Below are 20,929 nucleotides of genomic sequence, written 5' to 3' on the forward strand. Positions count from 1 at the left end.
GATCAACAGTGCCCACATTGCAGAACCGACACCGAAAAAGGGCGAATCGGGCGCTTTGGTGACGCATCGACGGGTGCTGCGTGTCATTATGCGGTATGGCCGACCGGAATGTACTGATCTCCACTGCCGAACTCGCCGAGTATATCGACAACGGCAGGCCGCCGATCCTGCTCGATGTGCGCTGGGCGCTCGGCGACCGGCACGGGCGGGAGAAGTACCGTGAAGGCCACATTCCGGGCGCGGTGTTCGTCGATCTCGACGCCGCGCTCGCAGACCCGCCGTCGGTCGAGCGGGGGCGGCATCCCCTGCCCGATATCGAGCGATTGCAGGCACAGGCTCGCGGGTGGGGAATCTCGGAGGGTTCCACGGTGGTTGCCTACGACGCCACCGGCGGAATGGCGGCGGCGCGCGCGTGGTGGCTGCTCGAGTGGGCTGGTCTGGTGGATGTCCGCCTGCTCGACGGGGGACTCCCCGCGTGGATCGCCGGTGGTCATCCGGTCGCGGCGGGCCCCGGCGCGGAGCACCGCCCGGGCGAGGTCGTCCTGAGCGCGGGACACATGCCGACTGTCGACATCGACGAGGTCGCAGAATTTCCGTCGCACGGGGTGCTGCTCGATGCTCGCACCGTGGAACGCTACCTCGGAGACGAGGAGCCGGTGGACACACGCGCCGGGCATATTCCCGGCGCGATCAGCGCGCCTACCGGCGGAAATCTTCGTGGCGACGGCACCTTCCGGCCGGCCGACCAGTTGGCGACCCGGTTTGCCGAGCTGGGGGTCGCAGGTGATGTGGCCGTGTACTGCGGTTCGGGAATCACCGCGGCGCACGAAATCGCGGCGTTGGCCATCGCGGGGATCGAGGCGTCCCTGTTCCCGGGTTCGTGGTCGCAGTGGTCCGGCGATGCCCGGCGGGACGTTGCGACCGGGTAGCAGGCACGCGCGCATGCGCTGGATCGGCTCCGGACAGCTGGGACGCTCGCAAGCGACGGTGTGTTACTGCCTCGAGTATTCGGAGGCGCGTCGGATCTGCTGGTAGGTGGGCCTGATCCCGGTGTAGAGCTCGAATTGCAGCGTTGCCTGGAGAGCGATCACCTCGTCGCCGGTGATCGTCGGCACCCCGTATTCGCGTGCGGCGCGCACGAGGGCGGTGTCGGGCGGCATCGCTACCACGTCGAACACCGTCGATGCGGCGGCAATGGCGTCGTCGGGGAACGGTAAGGACTCGGAATCGGCTCCGCCCCCGGACATTCCGATGGGGGTGGTGTTGATGAGGAGTCCCGGCTTCGACCCGGCGGCGTCGGTCCGCCACGTGTATCCGTACTTCTGTGCCAGGGCCCTGCCGCTGACCTCGTTGCGTGCCACGACGGTGCCCTCGGTGAAACCGCTGTGACGCAGCGCGGCTGCGACGGCCTTGGCCATCCCTCCACTCCCGGCGATCGTGACGGGCAGGGCGGGGTCTACGCCGTGTGCGGCAAGAAGATCGACGACGGCCTGATAGTCGGTGTTGTAGGCGTGGAGCATCCCGTCGTCGTTGACGATCGTGTTGACCGACTCGATCGCCCGGGCCGAGTCGTGCAGCACATCGACCAGGGACAGAACGGCTTCCTTGAAGGGCATCGACACACCCGCGCCGCGGATGCCCAGGCCGCGTATCCCGGCCACCGCGTCGTCGATATCGGTGGGGCGGAACGCCTTGTAGACGTAGTCGAGGCTGAGTTCCTCGTAGAGGTAGTTGTGGAATCGGGTTCCGATATTGCTGGGTCTACCCGAGAGTGAGATGCACAACTGTGTGTCCTTGGAGATGCGCGAGGCCATCCCCATACGGTAGCGCCGCCACCGCGCAGAATGCTGTTTTCGAAACCGAGAAGGATGTATGTTCTCGCTATGGGAGACGATCTGGGAGCAGGCGGACTGCGATTCGAGCGCGAAGGCACGATCGGGTGGTGCATCATCGACCGCCCCGCCGCGCGCAACGCATTGACCCCGGCTATGTATTACGGCCTCAAACGCGCGGTGAAGCTGGTCAATACCGATCCCGATCTCGGCGCGCTGATCATCACCGGAGTCGACGACGTCTTCGCGCCGGGCGGCGACCTGGGTGGTCGTTCGGAACCGGGCGACAACCTGCCGGAGGGGCTCTCCGGCGACGACGTCGTGCCCTTTCTGGCCATCCGCGACAGCCGTGCCCCCGTGATCTCCGCTGTCAACGGAATCTGCCAGGCCGGTGGGTTGCTCGTGGCCATGATGTCCGACATTGCGGTCGCCAGCGAGCGCGCGACCTTCCGCGTTCCCGAACTCCTGCGCGGAATCCCCGACGCAACCTATGCCGCGGCGCTTCCCGCACACGTGGGTCTGGCAGCGGCCCGTGATCTGATCCTTTCCGCCCGCAGGTTCGACGCAGCCGAGGCGCTGCGCCTCGGCGTGATTTCCCGCGTCGTTCCACACGAGCAGTTGCGAGAAGGTGCGCTGACCGCTGCGCGGCAGGTGTTGCAGACCGCGCCGCTTGCACGCGCCCAGGTCAAGCGAATGCTCAACGATCGCTACGGACTGTTCGACTATCAGACGATGTTCGGTGCGCTCGAGACATCCCCGGAACCCCGCGAAGGGATGCGGGCGTTCATGGAAAAGCGTGAGCCCGCGTGGATTCCGCAGAATCTTCCGTCCGCGTGACGATCACCCCGGGCAGGTCTGCGCTGCACCGGTGAGAGCACCGTGATCTTCCACGGTGACCGGCAACCCGTATCTCAGCGCGACCGTCAGGTATTTGCCGGCGAACCAGCACCGGTACCCGGTGGCGGGTGGTAGCCACGCGGCGGGGGTGTGATCGCGTTTGGTCATGTTGGCGGCACCGTCGACGGCAATCAGGTTGTACACCACGTCGTTCGCGAACTGCCGCCGTAACTCCGCAGACCAGCCCGCGGCTCCGTGATCCCAGGCCGCCGCGAGCGAATAGATGTGGTCGATGTGCACCGCATTCGCCTGTGCGCGCTGGAAGTGCACCAGCGCCCCGGTATACGGATCGTCGAGTGTTCCGGCAGTGACGATGCAGTCGTTGCTGCCCGGCCGGAAGACGACGCCGCGCAGGTCTCGCGCGAGCACGTTGTTGCGGGTGTCGCAGCCGTCGCGCCCATACGGCCCAGAGTGTTCGTCCGTCCACGGCTCCCCGAAGGCACACCTGCCGTTGCTTCCGCAGTCGCGCTCGTATCCACCGGGGCGTGGACGCTCGGGAACCACCGTCACCGCGGCGAGCAACTCGTCGATCAGGGCACGCGACGGACTGCCGGGGACGGGATCCGTCGCGTGTGGGGAAGGAGTGAACCACCACGACACGATCATGACGATCACCACCACCGGCACCCACCACTTCGCGTTCCCGCGCACCGAGCGATCGTGGCAGGTCCGTGTCGAGGTGTCGCCTTCGCGCGTTCCACGGATTCTCGCGCGGGTTGTGCCGCTCGCACATGTCCGCTGCGCGCGCAGATATCCGGCACTCGACCATCCAGGGGGTCAGGTTTCGGTCGTCAACGGGAAACGTGTCGCGCGGATGGATGCGACAGTGCGGCCATCGTGCCCGACGATCCACGAACCACCGGACTGACGACATTCGGCGACCCGGTCGTAGACCCGGAGCAGGAAGAAGATCGCGTCCTCGGGGCTGGCTGTCGCGGCGAGCCTGTGCGATTCACCGTGCTTGGTCCCGTCGAGCCACACACCACACTGGCCGTCGAGCCGCAACGTGGCGACGTGGTCCCAGGTGATGAACGCATACTTCACCTGTTGCCACGGAGTGTGGGCACTGTACGTCTGTTCGAGAACCTGGATCAGGACGGACATGGACCCATCCTCCTCTGCTCACGTGCCTCGATCCAGGCGATCCGTCTGAGATCAGTGTCGGCGCGCCGAGTGAGCGGTCACGACCACCTTGCCGCGCGCGTGACCGGTGGCTTTCGGCGCAAGCCCGGCCCGTTCATGGCCGGGATAGCCGATCCCTCGAGCGGTGTGTGTCGGTGGGTGCCTGTACGTTACGAACATGCAGCTTCGATACCAGTACCGCGTGTATCCGACGCCCGGCCAGCAGGACATGCTGGCCCGGTCGTTCGGGTGTGCGCGGGTGGTGTTCAACGATGCGCTGCGTGCACGGCAGGACGCGTATGCGGTCGGGGTGAAACTGTCGGACACCGAGGTGCAGAAACGGGTCGTCACCGACGCGAAGAAGACCCCGGAGCGGGTATGGCTCGCCGAGGTCGCATCGGTGGCCCTGGTCCAGGCGTGCCAGGATGCCCGTCGTGCGTACCGGAACTGGTTCGATTCGCTGTCCGGGAAGCGGAAGGGCCGCAGGGTCGGGGCGCCGCGGTTCCGGTCCCGCAAGGACCATCGGCAGTCGATCCGGCTCACCCGCAACGGGTTCTCGATCCGCCCGAACCGGAAGCTGTATGTGGCGAAGGTCGGCGAGGTGAAGGTCGCGTGGTCGCGGGAGTTGCCGTCGGAGCCGTCGAGTGTGTCGATCATCAAGGATGCGGCGGGCCGCTATTTCGCATCGTTTGTGGTGGAGACCACCGATGTGCCGTTGCCGGAGTGCGATGCGGAGGTGGGGATCGATCTGGGCCTGACGACGTTCGCGGTGCTCTCGGATGGGAAGGTGATCGAGTCCCCGAAGTTCTTCCGTCGCGCCGAGCGGAAGTTCCGCAAGGCACAGCAGGCCCTGTCCCGCAAGGACAAGGGCAGCAACAACCGGGCCAAGGCGCGCATCCGCGTCGCCGAAGCCCACGCCAAGGTCGCCGACGCCAGACGCGACTTCGCGCACAAACAATCCATGACCCTGATTCGCGAAAACCAAGCGATCTACGTCGAGGACTTGTGCGTGAAAGGTCTGGCCCGCACCCGCCTCGCGAAATCGGTGCACGACGCCAGCTGGGGCATGTTCCTCCGTATGGTCGAGGACAAGGCCGCCCGATACGGGCGGACGGTCGTGAAGGTGGACCGCTTCTTCCCGTCATCCCAAACCTGCTCGGTGTGCGGGCGGATCGACGGGAAGAAGCCACTGTCGGTGCGCGAGTGGACTTGCCCGTGCGGGACGGTCCACGACCGCGATCTGAACGCCGCGAAGAACATCCTCGCCGCCGGACGGGCGGAGAGGCGAAACGCCTGCGGAGAGACGGTAAGTCTCCCTGCCTAGTGGGGAGCACGACTCGATGAAACAGGAACCCACCGAGGTGGCGCGTAGCGCTGCGGTAGGAGTCCCGGTCGTTCACGACCGGGAGGACGTCAACGTCTTCGACGAGTGCCAGCGCGCGCCGACGGTCGACCCCTGAACCGCCGAGGTCGGATGCGAGAGTCGGATCGGCGGCGCTGATCAGGCGTACATCGGGTCCGCATCCGGCAACGGCGCGTGCCAGGGTCTCCCCGCCCACCAGGTCGACGACCACGGTCACCTTCCCTACGACCTCATCCGCTGCGACGACCCGCTCATCGCTACCGATGCCGGACTCGATCCAGATGCCACCGTTGGCCTCCACCAGATCCGACTTGCCGGCACTCGCGACACCGAGCACCGCCGCCCCCTGTGCGTGAGCAAGCTGGGTGACGGCGGAGCCGACACCGCCCCCGGCGCCGAGAACCAGCACGGTGTCGGCGTCCACGATCTCGAGTTGTTCGACGATGTCCAGCGCGGTTCCCGCGGCGACGGGAATGGTTGCGGCGGCCGCGAAGCTCACGCTGTCAGGCTTGTGCGCGGCGCTGTCGGCGTTGAGCACCGTGTACTCGGCGTACCCACCGAAGCCGGTAGCCGTGGATCCGAAGACGGCGTCACCCACCGTGAAATCTCTGCCGTTGGCACCCACCCGAGTGACCACACCCGCCACCTCGCGGCCGAGGACGGCGGGCAGCGTCACCGGGACGGTGTCCTTGCGGGTGCCCGCTCGCACTTTCCAGTCGGCGGGATTCACCCCGGCGGCATACACAGCGACGAGGAGCTGACCCGGCCCCGGCCTGGGTACTTCCAGGTCGAAGACCTGCTGGGTGTCGGGTCCACCGTATTCAGAGAATCCGTACGCGATCGCCATAGTGCCAGCCTGCCACCTCGGACTTCGGCGCGGGCTGGCACCATGTAGGGATGTTCTTGCACGGGCTCTGGTCACCTGGATCCGGTCTAGTGCTGTGGCGAGAACCGGACGAAACGGCCGACTCTGCTGCGTCCGACGGCGCCGCTGCCGGCCCTGCCGCGTCTGCAGATCCTGTCGTGTCCGCAGATCCTGGGGAGCTGCCCTCGGCGCTGCGCCGTTGGACAGACCGACCCTTTCGCCACCGCGTCGAACTGACGCTGCCCGGCGACACGGAACCGCGCACCCTGCCCGCCGTTGCGATCGCGCCGCCGGACGCGGCCGACCTCCTGCTCGACATGCCCCGCCGCGCGCAGGGCATCGCGGGCGATCTGCGTTTCCTCGTGCATGTGGCGCGCGGTATCGAGCGGTGGGCGCAGGCCGGTCGAGTCGCGCCCGAGTTGGTGCGCGCCGAGAAACAGTGGTGGGCGCGGTGGCGGCTCCTCGGTGGCGAGAAGACTCGGGCGTGGTTGGCAGAGCTCGCTGCCGCGATGCCGCCGGTCCAGCGGCAGCTCGGTCGTCCAGCGGCATTGCTCGACGATCTGTGCGCCGAGCTGACCGATCCGATCGTCCGAGGTCTGCACGGTCCCTCGACATCGCTGCATCCCCTCGTGGCGGGGCTGGCCGAAGGCGCCCCGCATCCGCGCGGGAGTCAGCGTATGGCCGATGCTCTCGAGGAATGGCGGGCCAGCCTCGCGGGGTTCGAACCCGACCTCGTGCTTCGTTTGGTGGAACCCGACGACGGTGATGACGAGGACGTCGGTGCGGCCGCGTTGTGGCGCCTCGAGGTCTGCCTGCAGTCGGAAGGGAAATCGCCGGTTCCGCTGCCGGTGGAGTCGACCGACGCCCACCTACTCCAGATCGGTGTCCGCAAGCTCGGTGCCGCACTCAACGCGTACCCCCGCCTGCAGGATGTTCCGCGCGACCCCGCCACTCTGGACCTGCTGCTGCCCACCCCGGTCGTGATCGATCTGGTCGAGCACGGCGTGCGCGCCCTGAATGCGGCCGGTGTGTCGCTGCTGCTGCCGAGAGCATGGGCCACGGTCGACCCGTCGCTGCGCCTCGAGGTGAATTCGGCGGTCGCGCCGGTGACCCCCGACGAGAGCTCGGTGGGGATGAACGCGATCGTTTCCTACGAGTGGCAGCTCGCCGTCGGCGACATGCTGCTCACGCATTCCGAGATGGAAGATCTCGTCGCCGCGAACAGCGACCTGGTGAAGTTACGCGGCAAGTGGGTGCGCGCCGACAGCGAGGCACTCGCGCGCGCCGTCAAGTACGTCAATGCCCACTCGGAGCGCGACGGCTCGCTCGGTTCGTTGTTCGCGCAGTTCACCGGCGATGATCCGCCGCCGGTCGAGGTCGCCGATATCACCGCGACCGGGTGGGTCGCGACACTGTTCGACGGTCAGGTGCATCCCGATCCGGTGCCGGTACCGAAGGATCTACGCACCGAGCTGCGTCCCTATCAGCAGCGGGGACTCGACTGGCTCGCGTTCATGTCCCGGCTCGGGCTCGGTGCGGTACTTGCCGATGATATGGGCTTGGGAAAGACGGTGCAGCTGCTCGCGCTGCTCGCCCACGAGGACGAGGCGACTCAGACGGGCGACTCACCCACGGCGCGCTCGGCCCCGACGCTACTGGTGTGTCCGATGTCCGTGGTCGGTAACTGGCACCGGGAGGCCGAACGGTTCGTTCCCGGCCTGCGCGTCTACATCCACCACGGCCCTCAGCGGCTCCGCGGCGGTGCCCTTGCCGCAGCGGTCGCCGAGCACGACCTGGTGATCACCACCTACGCGATCGTCGCGCGCGATATTGCGCAGTTGGTGGAGTTGTCGTGGCAGCGGATCGTGCTCGACGAGGCACAGCACGTGAAGAATGCGAGTACCGGGCAGTCGCGGGCCACCCGCGCGATTCCGGCAGCGCACCGGATCGCACTCACCGGTACCCCCGTCGAGAATCGTCTCGAAGAACTCCGGTCGATCCTCGATTTCGCGAACCCCAAGCTGCTCGGGAGCGCTGCGGGGTTTCGGGCGAAGTTCGCGGTGCCCATCGAACGTGACCACGATTCGGCGGCCGCAGCGCGTTTGCGGGCGCTGACAGCGCCGTTCGTGTTGCGGCGAGTCAAGACCGACCCGGACGTGATCTCCGATCTGCCCGAGAAGTTCGAGCAGACCGTACGCGCCAATCTCACTGCTGAGCAGGCCGCACTGTACCGGGCGGTCGTCGACGACATGATGCGCAAGATCCGGGACAAGGAGGGAATGGCCCGGAAGGGGGCTGTGCTGGCGGCGCTGACCCGTCTCAAGCAGGTGTGCAACCATCCCGCTCATTATCTGGGCGACGGGTCGCCGGTGCTGCGCCGGGGTCGGCATCGGTCGGGCAAACTCGGGCTGATCGAGGACATCGTCGAATCGGTGCTCGCCGACGGCGAGAAGGTCCTGCTGTTCACACAGTTCCGTGAGTTCGGCACACTCATCGCGCCGTATCTCGAGCAGCGATTCGCCAGTGAGGTGCCTTTCCTGCACGGTGGTGTGCCGAAGGGTAAACGCGACGACATGGTGACCCGTTTCCAGCAGGACGGCGTGGGCCCACCGATCATGTTGCTGTCGCTCAAGGCAGGTGGTACGGGGCTGAATCTGACTGCCGCGAACCACGTGGTGCATCTGGACAGATGGTGGAACCCGGCGGTGGAGAATCAGGCCACCGACCGTGCGTTCCGGATCGGGCAGCGCCGTGACGTGCAGGTCCGCAAGCTGGTGTGTGTGGGGACGGTCGAGGAACGGATCGATGAAATGCTCACCGGGAAACAAGAACTCGCTGACCTCGCGGTCGGTGTGGGGGAGAATTGGATCACCGAACTGTCCACGGATCAGCTGCACTCGCTGCTGACCCTCGGTGACGATGCGGTGGGTGACTGATGGCGAACCGGAGGGCGGCAGGGAAGTACGGCGCCGCCGGGCCTGTGGCGCACGGTGTCGAGGCGCGCACCAAACGCGGTGCGATCGGTCGCAGCTGGTGGTCGAAAGAACTGATCGCGGCGATGGAACAGGCGGCCGACAAGGGGCGGCTGACCAGGGGGCGCGCGTACGCGCGGTCGGGACAGGTGGTGTCGATGCGGCTCGAGCCGGGCGCGGTGATCGGCGAGGTGCAGGGCAGTCAACTGCGCCCATTCACCGCCACCGTCACGGTGCGGCCGCTGACCGAGGATGCTGTGGGCGAGTTGATCGAGCAGGTGCGTTCGTCGCCCGGGTTGCTCGCGCGTCTGGCCGGGGGAGTGCTTCCCGAGGAACTCGGACCACTGCTGCTGCCTCGGCGGGCGGGAGAACTCGACTTCGACTGCACGTGCCCCGACGACGGCTGGCCGTGCACACACGCCGCAGCGGTCGCATTCCTGTTGGCCGAGCACGTCGACGAGAACCCGTTGTCCGTATTGACGCTGCGCGGGGTCGATCTGTCGATGCTGATCGGCGGGGTGGAGGAAGAGGTCCCCGGTGCCGAGGATTTCTACGGCGACGATACAGAATTGCCGGAGCTGCCGGTGGAGCGCTTCCGGCCGGCCCTCGACGACCTGGATCCGATGTTGCTGCGCCGCGCGTTGCGCGCGGGTGGTACCGATGAGGCCATCGTGATCCGGGGCATGTCCGATCTCGAGGATCTCTACCGTCGTCTGCGCTGATCCGCGCCGTTCGGATCGTGGCGTTTCCGAACGTTGCGGTAGACATACATGGACTTCCAACTATAGGATGGACGAATAATTCGGGGCGGTCTCCGACTGGCGCCGGTCATGACATCACTATCGCTGAGGACGGTTCACATGAGCGTTCGAGAACTCACCCATTTCATCGGCGGCGAGCACGTCGCCGGGACGTCCGGAAGATTCGGAGACGTCTTCGAACCCAGCACCGGCGCAGTTCAGGCGCGCGTCCCGCTCGCCACGAAGGCCGAAGTCGAAGCTGTTATCGCGAACGCCGAAGAGGCACAGAAGGAATGGGGCTCGTGGAACCCGCAGAAGCGAGTCCGCGTGCTGATGCGATTCGTCCAGCTCGTGCAGGACAACATGGACGAACTCGCGGCGCTGCTCTCGAGCGAGCACGGCAAGACCATTCCGGATGCGCGCGGCGACGTCCAGCGCGGGCTCGAGGTCATCGAGGTCTGCCTCGGTGCCGCGCACATGCTCAAGGGTGAATTCACCGATTCCGCCGGTACCGGCATCGACGTCTACTCGATGCGGCAGCCCCTCGGCGTCGTCGCCGGTATCACCCCGTTCAACTTCCCCGCGATGATCCCGCTGTGGAAGGCCGGCCCGGCACTCGCCAGCGGCAACGCATTCGTCCTCAAGCCCTCCGAGCGTGATCCCTCTGTCCCGCTGCGTCTCGCCGAACTGTTCCTCGAAGCCGGGCTGCCCGCCGGGGTGTTCAACGTCGTCAACGGCGACAAGGAATCAGTCGACGTTCTGCTCGAAGACCCGCGTATCAGGGCCGTCGGCTTCGTCGGCTCCACGCCGATCGCGCAGTACATCTACGAGACCGCCGCGAAGAACGGCAAGCGCGCCCAGTGCTTCGGCGGCGCGAAGAACCACGCAATCATCATGCCCGACGCCGATATGGACCAGGTCGCCGACGCACTCGTGGGCGCAGCCTACGGGGCCGCAGGCGAACGCTGCATGGCCTTGTCCGTCGCGGTGCCCGTCGGTGAGGAGACCGCGGACCGGCTCGTTGCCAAGCTCGCCGAACGTATCGCCGACCTGCGCGTCGGTCCCGGTACCGACGAGAAGGCCGACTTCGGCCCGCTCGTGACTGCCGAGGCCCGGGACCGAGTCCACGGCTACATCGCCAAGGGCGTCGAGGAAGGAGCCGAGCTCGTCGTCGACGGTCGCGATTTCGTCCTGGCGGGTCACGAGAACGGCTTCTTCTCCGGCCCCACCCTGTTCGACAAGGTCACCCCCGGTATGTCGATCTACCTCGAGGAGATCTTCGGGCCCGTCCTGACAGTCGTGCGCGCCGCCGACTACGAGGAAGCGCTGCGTCTTCCCACCGACCACGAATACGGCAACGGTGTCGCAATCTTCACTCGCGACGGCGACACCGCCCGCGATTTCGCCCGCCGCGTCGAGGTCGGCATGGTCGGTGTCAACGTTCCGATCCCGGTCCCGATCGCGTACTACACGTTCGGCGGCTGGAAGGCATCCGGTTTCGGAGACCTCAACCAGCACGGCCCCGACGCTTTCCGCTTCTACACCAAGACCAAGACCGTCACGCAGCGCTTCCCCTCCGGTGTCAAGGAGGGCGACCTCGAGGGCGCCCACGTGGGTGACACCGACCATTTCGTCATCCCGACCATGGACTAGGCGGAACCGACAATGTTCGCACTCACCGACGACGACCGGGCCATCCGCGACACCGCCCGCGACTTCGCCAGCGAGTACCTGGCGCCGAACGCGGTCGAATGGGATCAGGAGAAGCACTTCCCCGTCGACGTACTGCGCAAGGCCGCAGCACTCGGCATGGGCGGAATCTACGTCCGAGAGGACGTCGGCGGATCTGGGCTCCGGCGCCTCGATTCCGTCCGCATCTTCGAGGAACTCGCCAAGGGCTGCCCGTCGATCGCCGCCTACATCTCCATCCACAACATGGTGGCGTGGATGATCGACAAGTACGGCAACGACGAACAGCGCCGCCGCTGGCTGCCGGGCCTGTGCTCGATGGAACACCTCGGCAGCTACTGCCTCACCGAGCCGGGCGCCGGTTCCGACGCAGCGGCCCTGAGCACCAAGGCCGTTCGTGACGGCGACGACTACGTGCTCAACGGTGTCAAGCAGTTCATCTCGGGCGCGGGCACATCCGACGTGTACGTGGTGATGGCCCGCACCGGCGACACCGGCGCGCGCGGCATCTCCGCGTTCGTCGTCCCGAAGGACACCCCCGGCCTGTCGTTCGGAGCCAACGAGAAGAAGATGGGCTGGAACGCACAGCCCACCCGTCAGGTGATCTTCGAAGACGCCCGCGTGCCCGCGGAGAGCCTTCTCGGCGAGGAAGGCGGCGGCTTCCGGATCGCGATGCACGGACTCAACGGCGGACGCTTGAACATCGCCGCGTGCTCGGTCGGTGGCGGTCAGACCGCCCTCGACCGCGCCGTCGCGTACCTCGCCGAGCGCAAGGCATTCGGCGAACGGCTGCTCGATGCGCAGGCGCTGCAGTTCCGGCTTGCCGACATGCGCACCGAACTGGAAGCGGCACGCACCCTGTTGTGGCGCGCCGCTGATGCGCTCGACACGGGAGCCGCCGATGTCGTGGAACTGTGCGCGATGGCGAAGCGGTTCGCGACCGACACGGGGTTCGCCGCGGCGAACGAGGCACTGCAGCTGCACGGCGGATACGGTTACCTTGCCGAGTACGGGATCGAGAAGATCGTGCGAGATCTGCGCGTTCACCAGATCCTCGAAGGAACCAACGAGATCATGCGGCTGGTCATCGCGCGCAGCGTGGTGGCAGCGGCCCAGACAGGAGCGGCATGACGGACAGCGCACCCGACATCCTCGTCGAGGCGAAGAACGGGCTCGGCCGGATCACCTTGAATCGGCCCAAAGCGATCAACGCCCTCAACCACACCATGGTTCAGGAGATGGCAGAGGCGCTGCTCGAGTGGTCCACGGACGACACCATTCGCGCGGTGGTGGTCACCGGCGCAGGGGAGCGCGGCCTGTGCGCGGGCGGCGACATCGTTGCGATCTATCACGATGCCAAGGACGGTGGAACCGGCACGCAGGACTTCTGGCGCGACGAGTACGTCCTCAACGCGGCGATCGGACGCTACCCGAAGCCGTACGTCGTGATCATGGATGGCATCGTGATGGGCGGTGGTATCGGGATCTCGGCGCACGGCAACGTGCGAATCGTCACCGAGCGTTCTTCTCTCGCCATGCCGGAGGTGGGAATCGGGTTCGTTCCCGACGTCGGAGGCACCTACTTGCTGTCGCGGGCACCGGGTGAGCTCGGCACCCACATCGCCCTGACCACCGGGCGTATGAAGGCCGGCGACGCGATCGCACTCGGATTCGCCGACCACTTCGTCCCCTCCGACGCGCTCGACAAGTTCGTTGCCGCACTCGGCTCCGGTTCGGTCGAGGACGCCCTGGCCGAATACTCGCAGCCCGCACCGGAATCCAGTCTGCTCGCGGAACAGGACTGGATCGACGCAGCCTACTCGGCCGACAGCGTCGACGAGATCGTCGGACGGCTTCGCGCAGGCGACGCACCCGACGCGCAGGCCACCGCGGAGACGATTCTCGGTAAGTCGCCGGTGGCACTCGAGGCGACTCTGCGCTCGCTCCGGCACGCCAGGCAACTCGGCACTCTCGAAGAGGTCCTCAACGAGGAGTACCGGGTGTCGCTCGCGTCGTTGAATACCCACGACCTTGTCGAGGGTATTCGCGCGCAGGTCATCGACAAGGACCGCAACCCGTCGTGGTCTCCGGCCACCCTCGCCGACGTCACCGATGCGGATGTCGACGCGTACTTCCAGCCGCTCGGCGATCTCGAACTCGGGCTCGCCGTCCCCGAAGGAGATCGATAGATGAGCACCCTCCCCACCGTTGCTTTCCTCGGCCTCGGGCACATGGGCGGCCCGATGGCCGCGAATCTGGTGAAGGCGGGCTACGCCGTGACCGGGTTCGACCCTGTCCCTGCCGCTGCGGAACAGGCCACCGAGGACGGCATCACCGTCGCCGCGTCGGCGGTCGAGGCCGTGGCCAGCGCGGACGTCGTCGTCACCATGCTGCCCAACGGCAAGCTCGTGCTGGACCTCTACGCGGAACTCCTGCCCGCGGCGAAGACGAACACCCTGTTCGTCGACAGTTCCACCATCGACGTCGCCGACGCTCGTGAGGCCGCGTCCCGCGCGCAGGCGGCGGGGCACCGGGCCATCGACGCACCCGTGTCCGGCGGTGTCGCCGGTGCGTCCGCGGGCACTCTCGCGTTCATGGTCGGCGGATCCGACGATGATTTCAGCTCGGCGCAGCCGTTGCTCGACGTCATGGGACGCAAGGTCGTGCACTGCGGCGGGTCGGGCAACGGCCAGGCCGCGAAGATCTGCAACAACATGATCCTCGGCGTGTCGATGATCGCGATCAGTGAGGCGTTCGTGCTCGGTGAGAAGCTGGGCTTGACCAACCAGGCGCTGTTCGACGTCGCCTCCAACGCGTCGGGTCAGTGCTGGGCACTCACGAGCAACTGTCCCGTCCCGGGGCCGGTGCCGACGACTCCGGCGAACAACGACTACCAGCCCGGTTTCGCGGTGGCGCTCATGGACAAGGATCTCGGTCTGGCCTCGAACGCGGTCCGCACCAACGGTGTCGATGCCGAACTCGGGCTGCGCGCAGCGGAGCTCTACCACCGGTTCAACGAGGGCGGCGGCGGTGGTCTCGACTTCTCTGCGATCATCGACGACATCCGTACCCGTTCGACAGAAGAGGACAGCAAGTGAGCGAGTTCGAGACCATCCTGGTCGACCGTAAAGGCCGAGTCGGGGTCATCACCCTCAACCGGCCCAAGGCGCTCAATGCCCTCAACAGCACGTTGATGCACGAGGTCGTGGCGGCAGTCGAGGAACTCGATACCGACACCGAGATCGGGGCGATCCTGCTCACCGGTTCCGAAAAGGCATTTGCCGCAGGCGCCGACATCAAGGAGATGGCGCCCAAGACGTTCAGCGAGGTCTACGGGGAAGACTTCTTCTCCGAGTGGGACCGCCTCTCGGCGGCACGCACCCCGATCGTCGCCGCCGTGTCCGGCTACGCACTCGGTGGTGGGTGCGAACTCGCGATGCTGTGCGACTTCATCATCGCCTCCGACACCGCGAAGTTCGGGCAGCCCGAGATCAAGCTCGGTGTCATCCCGGGTATCGGCGGCTCGCAGCGCCTGACCCGCGCCGTGGGCAAGGCCAAGGCGATGGAGATGGTTCTCACCGGTCGCAACATGGACGCCGACGAAGCAGAACGCGCCGGGCTCGTATCGCGGATCGTGCCGGTGGCCGAGCTGTTCGACGCCGCGCTCGAGACGGCGACGACCATCGCCTCGATGTCGTTGCCCGTCGCGATCATGGCGAAGGAAGCGGTGAACCGCGCGTTCGAGGGGACGCTCGCCGAGGGCGTGAAATTCGAACGCCGCGTGTTTCATTCGACGTTCGCGACCGCCGACCAGAAGGAAGGCATGGCCGCGTTCATCGAGAAGCGCACGCCGGAGTTCAAGAACGCTTGATCGAGCGAGTTCGGTAGAGACGAGTGAGGGCCGCCCCGACCGGGGCGGCCCTCACTGCTCGTTCACCACTTCGTCGGTGTGCCGCCCGTGTCGAAATCTCCTGCGTCGTGGCGCATCACGGACAGAATTCGGAGGAGTTCGTCGAGGTCGGCATCCGGAATGCCCGGGCGTGCGAACACCTCGGCATTGAGCTTCTCGGTGGCCTCGACGGCGAGTGCTCGTCCCGCGTCGGTCAATTCGATCAGTGTGGCGCGACGATCGCTCGGGTGCGGAGTCCGCCGAACCAGTCCGGCGGCCTCGAGCCGGTCGACGGCGTTGGTGACACTGGTCGGGTGCACCTGCAGACGAGCACTGGCCTTGGCCATCGGCAGCGCACCCGACTTCGTGAAGTGCAGCAACGTCAGCAGCTCATAGCGGGCAAAGGTCAGACCGAACGGCTTGAGGACTTCTTCGACGCGGGCGATCATGATCTGCTGGGCTCGCATCACCGAGGTCACGGCGGCCATACCGTCGGCGACCTCGCCCCATCCGTGGAGGGTCCACTGGCGGTGGGCTTCGGCGATGGGGTCGAGCGGAAGTGGTGCGGGCATGCTCCGATCATCCCACGCCGAAACACCCGTCAGGCGAACTGCTCCTCGAGGTCGTCGAGAAACGCCATCGACTCGTCGTAGTCGGCCCGAATCGCCCAGTACGGGATGTCGTAGGCGTGCCCGGCGGCGAACGCGGGAAGTGCGGCGTAGATGGGGTTCTCCCTCAGCTCCTCGACGGACGGGCCAGGGCCGTTGAACCCGGTGACGAATACCGTCGGTGTGGTCACGACCTGCCCGATGGTCTCCAGGGAAACCTCGAACATGTCGCCGCCTTCTGTGTAGGGTTCGGCGCCGTTGTCCGCGAACACGGGGGCCGGTTCGAACCCGAAGTCGACGAGATCGGCAGGCAGGCCCATGTCCTCGATCAGGACATACGGAGTGCCGTCCGCCGTGATCGTGACGTACGACACGGGGTTGGGCGGTGGGGTGATCGATTCGATGACCTCGGCCCTGCGGGCCTCGTACTCCCGCGTCAGCTGCGCGAGCACGTCGGACTGGTCGAACACGTTGTTCGCGAGGAAGCCGAACTGTTCCTGCCAGGTCTGGAACTGCCGGTCCACCAGCACCGTCGGAGCAACTGTAGTGAGGTTGTCGTAGGCCTCTGATGCCTGCAAGTACGGGAATCCGACGCCACCCGCGATGATGAGATCGGGATCCATTGCTGCGATGGCCTCGATATCGAAGCCGTCCACAGACCACGGAAGGAATTCGGTTCCGGCGGCCTCTGCGTCGTCCACCCAGAACTCGGAGAAGGTACCCGCGACGTCCGCATCCTCGGGTGTGACGCCGACGATGGGAACATCGAGATGGTAGAGGTAGCCGGCCAGCGCGTAGTTCAGCACGACCACGCGTTGCGGCTCAGTGGGAACCGTCACGTCCCCCATGGGGGTTGCGACGGCGCGGGTCGCGTCCGCGGAAGCCTGTTCTGCTGGGTCCGTTCCCGGGTCCGTTCCGGAATCCTGTCCGCAGGCCGTGAGTGCGAACGCTGTCAACACCGCGGCGCACAGCGGAAGGATCCTTCTGCGAATCGACATGGGCCCACTTCCTCCTGACCGCGGACTTTCCACGAGAAGGCTAGGCTAACCGAAGCTCTGGTCGACTGCATCATCCAGGCGCGATTCGGTAGGGGCATCGGCATCCGTACCGGCGGGCCGGTGCAAATCGGTTCCCGTGAATTAGAGGCGTCGCGCCGGTGAACAACGGGTTCCTCTGCGGTGACGTACATCTGTGCACGTCGGACGCCTGTTTTGTCCCCGTTACAGTACCCGGGTGCATATCTTGTTCGTCTGCAGTGGGAACGTGTGCCGCTCGGTGATTGCCGAGCGACTCACGCTCGCGTATGCCGCAGAACGACGGATCGGGGATCTCACCGCAGAGAGCGCCGGGACCCGGGCACTCGTCGGTTTCCCGATCGAACCGAGTGCCGGTGCAGTGATCGAGGGCCTGGGCGGCGACGCAACGGCACGGCGAGCACGCAGGGTCGATGCACACATGATCGCGCGGGCAGCGCTGGTCCTCACTATGACCGAGGACCAGCGCGACCGGGTCAACGCGCTGGCCGCAGGATCATCGATGAAATCGTTCACCCTCACCGAGGCGCACCGGATCGCCACCGTGACCGGTGCCGACACCGTTGCGAGACTCGACGCCTACCGCTCCACCAGCGATGTCGAGGGAATTCCGGGGATCCCAGATCCGGTGGGATTGTCGGAGCGCAAGTTCGTCGAGACGGGGGATCGGATCGCCGCTGCCTTGTTTCCGTTGCTCGACCTCCTCACCACGCGTCATGCCGGGAACGACCCGGCCATCGCCGGGTGGAGCGTTCAGCGGTATGCGTAGTCGGGGAAACGTTCGTCGACGTCCTCGGCGCGCAATCCGAATTCTTCGAGGGTGTACCGGTGCGCGGGCTTGCGTGCTCCACTACGGCTTTCCGTGTGCATCGACGCCATCGCCCGCTCCGCATCGGCGCTGAGGCCGGTACCGAGACCGTCGTAGATCGCCCCGACCGTCGCGAGCGGATCGGCGACGAAGTCCCGGTAGTCGACGTCGACGAACTGGGCGGGGTCGTGGCGTGCCCGCGCCTCGGTGAATGTTGCGTGGCCCCGTGCCCACAGATCGAGTTGGCTACGGCCGATGGTCTCGCCGACGAAGGTTTCCGACCACCCCTCGGTTGCCTGCGCGGCAAGGCTGCAGACCGACGGAATGACGGTGCGCGGGTCGCGGTGTGTGACCACGACGAGGGCGTCCGGATAGACCGTGAGCAATTCGTCGAGGGCGAACAGATGACTGGGGTTCTTCAACACCCACCGCTTGTCGGCATCGGGGAGGCCGATGAGCTGGAGATTGCGCCGATGCCGCGCATACGCCTCGGTCCAGTCCTGACCGGCCAGCCACTGCGAGTAGCTCGGCAGGTGGGCGAGGCATTCGTACGAGAGCGACCGGAACGACTGACGCAGCAGTTGCCAGCACTCCTCGACCTCCGCAGCCGACATGTAATGCACCCCCATGAATTCCGGGTGCTCGATGTGATGCTGGGAGAATGCCGACTCGATCCCGGCGAACACCGGGTTCTCGGACCATGTCTCGCGGGGCGGGCGCGGCTGCGGCATCTCCGTCAGCCACATCTCGAGACCCTGGTGGGCGGGATCGGCGGTGAGGAGGCGATGCAGCGCGGTGGTGCCGGTGCGGGGCAGGCCGGTGACGAAGATCGGGCGCGTGACCTCGACGTCCGCGTGCGCGGGGTGCTGTGCCCACGCAGCCTCGGACAGCAGCCGTGCGACGAGTGCCCCGCGCAAGAACACCCGCGACATCTTGCTGCCGAGCGGGGTGAGCTTCTCGTCGCGCCCGTACGAGTCGAGAAGGACATCGAGGGCCTCGCGGTAGTCGTCGGTCCCGAAATCGGTCAGGCCCGTCAGTCGCGTGGCCGAGTCGTGGAGCGATGCGGCGCTGCCGATCGTAGTGCGTTCGGTCATTGGTGTTCCCGTCAGTGGTGGTATTCGCCGCAGTTGACGTCGAGGCACTGCCCGGTGATCGCCGATGCCATCGGCGAGGCCAGGAAGATCACCGCGTCGGCGATGTCCTCGGCGGTGGGCAGTCGCTTCAGATCGCTCGCCGCCGCGGTGTGGTCGTAGATCTGCTCGACCGTCATGCCGTACTTCTCGGCCTGATGCTCGAAGTAGCTGCGCAGGACCGGGCCCCAGATGTATCCGGGCGCAACCGAATTGACACGGATTCCCTGTGGGCCGAGCTCTGTCGCAAGTGATTGCGATGCGGCGAGCAGCGCGGATTTCGCCAGCTTGTAACTGCCGTAGCGTTCCTGTGAATGTCGCAACACCATCGAATTGATGTTGACCACTGAACCTTTCGAGGCTTCGAGCGTCGAAGTGAACAGCCGGGTCAGCCGCAGTGCTCCGAGTACGGTGAGTTCGATGCTGTCGCGGATATGTTGAAAATCAGTGCGCGCCAAGGGTTTCATTGCTGGTATCGAGAACGCATTGTTCACGAGGGAGTCGACCCGTCCGAACTCCTGCACGGCGGTCTCAGCGAGCTGAGCGGCCGAATCGTCATCGGTGAGGTCGGTCGGCACGGTCACCGCGCGGCGACCGAGCGCGGTGACCTCGGTCGCGACCTGTTCGAGCCGCTCTCGGGTGCGGGCGGCCAGAACCACGTCGGCGCCATGCTCGGCGCAGCGCACCGCGAGAGTGCGTCCGAGACCGGGGCCGACGCCCGAGATGACGATCACGCGATCGCGCAGGAGACCTGCCGCGGCGCTCATGCGAGCATCCGATCGGCCACACCGCTCTGCCGTGCGGCGATGCGCAACGCCCAGGCATCCGGCGTGATGCGGTTCGATTCGTGGAAAGGCAGGAGTTCGGGGATGCGGTCGAACGCGACGACCTCGGCGACCGGCTTCTCCCCGGGTTCGGGGTGACGGTCGAGGCGCTGCCAGCGGAACTGCAGGATGCCGCGGTCGTGACCGACGGTCTCGACCCAGTTGGTCACCCCCGGGTTCCGGTTCGAGACGACAATCCGAATGTTCCCGTCGGGATCGACCTGCGCCTGGGAGTTGTTGAGCGACGTCTGATGGCCGGTGTAATCGAGCGAGACGTACCACAGGCTGCCGAGCTGAAATCCGAGGTAGGGGGCGTCGGATGCGGGCAGGGTGATGACCATCGCCTCGTCGTCCGAGAGTTCGAAATGGCCGACCGACGAGTACTGGGTGTCGAGTCCGCCGGGAGTGCGCCGCGGTTCGGTGAGGGTGTTGACCGGAAGGTCCAGGTAGAACCACTGCGGGAACTGCAGCCACGTCTTCACGCGAGACACCAGGGCTCGCGCTGCGCGATCGTACCGGCGCGTGACGTCGTCGCGGGTCGGGGCGGGCGCGGGAGTGCCCAACGTGTCGAGTCGGTCGATACGGAGCGTGCCGCGTCGCTGGGTCCACTCGCTGTAGACCTCCCGGACGACGAGTTGCGACGAACCGGGGGCAAGGTGGAAGTAGTTGCGGGCGGGATCCGCGGGCCCTGGTCCGAACCGCACCTCGAAGGTGCCGTCGTCGGCGATGGTGATCGCGCGATCGTCGAACGCGGTCACGTTGCCGGGCACGTTCGAGTCGGTGTAATTGCCTGCCATCACCTGGAAGCTCAGGTCGCAGGTAGTGCCGCGACGCCCGGTGACGAGGTACTCGGCGTTGTCGCGTACCGGGGCGCCCCAATACAGGGTGTCGGGATTGTCGAGGCCCATCTTGGCGTAGGGGCCGGTGCCCGTGATGAACGTCGGATGGGTGCTGCTGTGCACGAACGCCGCGTGCACGCACGCGGAAATTCCTCCCGCGAGGTACTCGTAGCCCTCTGTCAGGTCCTGCTCGGTGCGGATGTGCGGCGCGGTGGCCACGAGTTTCTCGGCTTCGGCGATGGCGGCTGCCAGTGGATCGGTGAGCACGCGGTTCTCCTGAGGGTCCGAATGTGTACCGCTGCGGTGGACTTCTTCGG

Annotated in this window: 19 protein-coding genes and 1 pseudogene; 11 read left to right on the plus strand and 9 right to left on the minus strand. The window is 66.4% G+C overall.

All coding sequences use genetic code 11. From position 1 onward, the window contains the following. The first annotated feature begins 95 nt into the window (after positions 1–95). Positions 96–929, plus strand: a complete 834-nt coding sequence (locus ACZI8W_RS21205; RefSeq protein WP_463370481.1) for a sulfurtransferase — start codon at positions 96–98, stop codon at positions 927–929. A 63-nt stretch (positions 930–992) separates the two neighbouring features. Here ACZI8W_RS21205 and ACZI8W_RS21210 read toward each other — a convergent pair whose 3' ends face one another. Then, positions 993–1,814, minus strand: a complete 822-nt coding sequence (locus ACZI8W_RS21210; protein WP_463370482.1) for a shikimate 5-dehydrogenase — start codon at positions 1,812–1,814, stop codon at positions 993–995. A 69-nt stretch (positions 1,815–1,883) separates the two neighbouring features. On the opposite strand from ACZI8W_RS21210, the gene ACZI8W_RS21215 reads away from it, so the two are divergent. Further along, positions 1,884–2,669: an enoyl-CoA hydratase/isomerase family protein gene (locus ACZI8W_RS21215; protein WP_463370483.1), complete on the plus strand. Its 786-nt coding sequence runs from the start codon at positions 1,884–1,886 to the stop codon at positions 2,667–2,669. A 3-nt stretch (positions 2,670–2,672) separates the two neighbouring features. Here the strand turns inward: ACZI8W_RS21215 and ACZI8W_RS21220 are convergent, their stop codons facing one another. Together ACZI8W_RS21220 and ACZI8W_RS21225 are read right to left on the minus strand one after the other, a co-directional pair. Continuing rightward, on the minus strand, positions 2,673–3,380 hold the full coding sequence (locus ACZI8W_RS21220) for an HNH endonuclease family protein (protein WP_463370484.1): 708 nt from the start codon (positions 3,378–3,380) through the stop codon (positions 2,673–2,675). Positions 3,381–3,506: 126 nt separating this feature from the next. After that, a complete protein-coding gene (locus ACZI8W_RS21225; protein ID WP_463370485.1) occupies positions 3,507–3,833 on the minus strand; it encodes a hypothetical protein in 327 nt (108 codons plus the stop codon). Positions 3,834–4,029: 196 nt separating this feature from the next. Between ACZI8W_RS21225 and ACZI8W_RS21230 the strand changes: the two genes are divergently transcribed. Beyond that, the gene (locus ACZI8W_RS21230; RefSeq protein WP_463370487.1) at positions 4,030–5,175 is read left to right on the plus strand and encodes an RNA-guided endonuclease InsQ/TnpB family protein; all 1,146 of its coding nucleotides are present in this window, start codon (positions 4,030–4,032) and stop codon (positions 5,173–5,175) included. Between the two features lie 601 nt (positions 5,176–5,776). On the opposite strand, the pseudogene ACZI8W_RS21235 reads toward ACZI8W_RS21230, so the two are convergent. Next, positions 5,777–6,061: pseudogene (locus ACZI8W_RS21235) on the minus strand (alcohol dehydrogenase catalytic domain-containing protein); the annotation flags it as partial. Positions 6,062–6,111: 50 nt separating this feature from the next. Between ACZI8W_RS21235 and ACZI8W_RS21240 the strand changes: the two are divergent. The 7 genes from ACZI8W_RS21240 to ACZI8W_RS21270 all read left to right on the plus strand — a co-directional run bounded on the left by ACZI8W_RS21240 (position 6,112) and on the right by ACZI8W_RS21270 (position 15,351). Then, complete coding sequence (locus ACZI8W_RS21240) at positions 6,112–9,015, plus strand: DEAD/DEAH box helicase (protein WP_463370488.1); 2,904 nt, start codon at positions 6,112–6,114, stop codon at positions 9,013–9,015. Beyond that, positions 9,015–9,773: an SWIM zinc finger family protein gene (locus ACZI8W_RS21245; protein ID WP_463370489.1), complete on the plus strand. Its 759-nt coding sequence runs from the start codon at positions 9,015–9,017 to the stop codon at positions 9,771–9,773. Before ACZI8W_RS21240 ends, ACZI8W_RS21245 begins: the two co-directional genes overlap by 1 nt. A 138-nt stretch (positions 9,774–9,911) precedes the next feature. Continuing rightward, positions 9,912–11,444, plus strand: a complete 1,533-nt coding sequence (locus tag ACZI8W_RS21250) for a CoA-acylating methylmalonate-semialdehyde dehydrogenase (RefSeq protein WP_463370490.1) — start codon at positions 9,912–9,914, stop codon at positions 11,442–11,444. A 12-nt stretch (positions 11,445–11,456) separates the two neighbouring features. Beyond that, the gene (locus ACZI8W_RS21255) at positions 11,457–12,611 is read left to right on the plus strand and encodes an isobutyryl-CoA dehydrogenase (protein ID WP_463370491.1); all 1,155 of its coding nucleotides are present in this window, start codon (positions 11,457–11,459) and stop codon (positions 12,609–12,611) included. Then, complete coding sequence (locus ACZI8W_RS21260) at positions 12,608–13,669, plus strand: enoyl-CoA hydratase/isomerase family protein (RefSeq protein ID WP_463370492.1); 1,062 nt, start codon at positions 12,608–12,610, stop codon at positions 13,667–13,669. Before ACZI8W_RS21255 ends, ACZI8W_RS21260 begins: the two co-directional genes overlap by 4 nt. Further along, positions 13,670–14,578, plus strand: coding sequence for a 3-hydroxyisobutyrate dehydrogenase (mmsB, locus tag ACZI8W_RS21265; protein WP_463370493.1), 909 nt, complete (start codon positions 13,670–13,672; stop codon positions 14,576–14,578). It begins immediately after the preceding gene. Continuing rightward, positions 14,575–15,351 (plus strand): enoyl-CoA hydratase, encoded by a 777-nt coding sequence (locus ACZI8W_RS21270; protein ID WP_463370494.1) that lies wholly within the window; start codon positions 14,575–14,577, stop codon positions 15,349–15,351. Before mmsB ends, ACZI8W_RS21270 begins: the two co-directional genes overlap by 4 nt. A 62-nt stretch (positions 15,352–15,413) precedes the next feature. On the opposite strand, the gene ACZI8W_RS21275 is transcribed toward ACZI8W_RS21270, so the two are convergent. Both ACZI8W_RS21275 and ACZI8W_RS21280 read right to left on the minus strand, forming a co-directional pair. Further along, positions 15,414–15,941 carry a MarR family winged helix-turn-helix transcriptional regulator gene (locus ACZI8W_RS21275; protein ID WP_463370495.1) on the minus strand — a complete coding sequence of 176 codons (528 nt, stop codon included), beginning with the start codon at positions 15,939–15,941 and terminating at the stop codon, positions 15,414–15,416. Between the two features lie 29 nt (positions 15,942–15,970). Next, positions 15,971–16,975 (minus strand): ABC transporter substrate-binding protein, encoded by a 1,005-nt coding sequence (locus ACZI8W_RS21280; protein WP_463370496.1) that lies wholly within the window; start codon positions 16,973–16,975, stop codon positions 15,971–15,973. A gap of 235 nt (positions 16,976–17,210) precedes the next feature. On the opposite strand from ACZI8W_RS21280, the gene ACZI8W_RS21285 reads away from it, so the two are divergent. After that, on the plus strand, positions 17,211–17,780 hold the full coding sequence (locus ACZI8W_RS21285; protein ID WP_463370497.1) for an arsenate reductase/protein-tyrosine-phosphatase family protein: 570 nt from the start codon (positions 17,211–17,213) through the stop codon (positions 17,778–17,780). Here ACZI8W_RS21285 and ACZI8W_RS21290 read toward each other — a convergent pair. From ACZI8W_RS21290 to ACZI8W_RS21300, 3 genes are read right to left on the minus strand one after another with little or no spacing between them, the layout of a single operon-like run. Further along, entirely contained in the window at positions 17,765–18,913 is a 1,149-nt protein-coding gene (locus ACZI8W_RS21290) for a sulfotransferase family protein (RefSeq protein WP_463370498.1), read from the minus strand. The two genes, ACZI8W_RS21285 and ACZI8W_RS21290, sit on opposite strands and share 16 nt — an antisense overlap. Before the next feature lie 11 nt (positions 18,914–18,924). After that, positions 18,925–19,716 (minus strand): SDR family oxidoreductase, encoded by a 792-nt coding sequence (locus ACZI8W_RS21295; RefSeq protein ID WP_463370499.1) that lies wholly within the window; start codon positions 19,714–19,716, stop codon positions 18,925–18,927. Beyond that, entirely contained in the window at positions 19,713–20,879 is a 1,167-nt protein-coding gene (locus tag ACZI8W_RS21300) for a hypothetical protein (protein WP_463370500.1), read from the minus strand. The genes ACZI8W_RS21295 and ACZI8W_RS21300 overlap by 4 nt, the downstream gene beginning before the upstream one ends. Positions 20,880–20,929 lie beyond the last annotated feature (50 nt).

Source organism: Rhodococcus ruitaii, assembly GCF_055230935.1.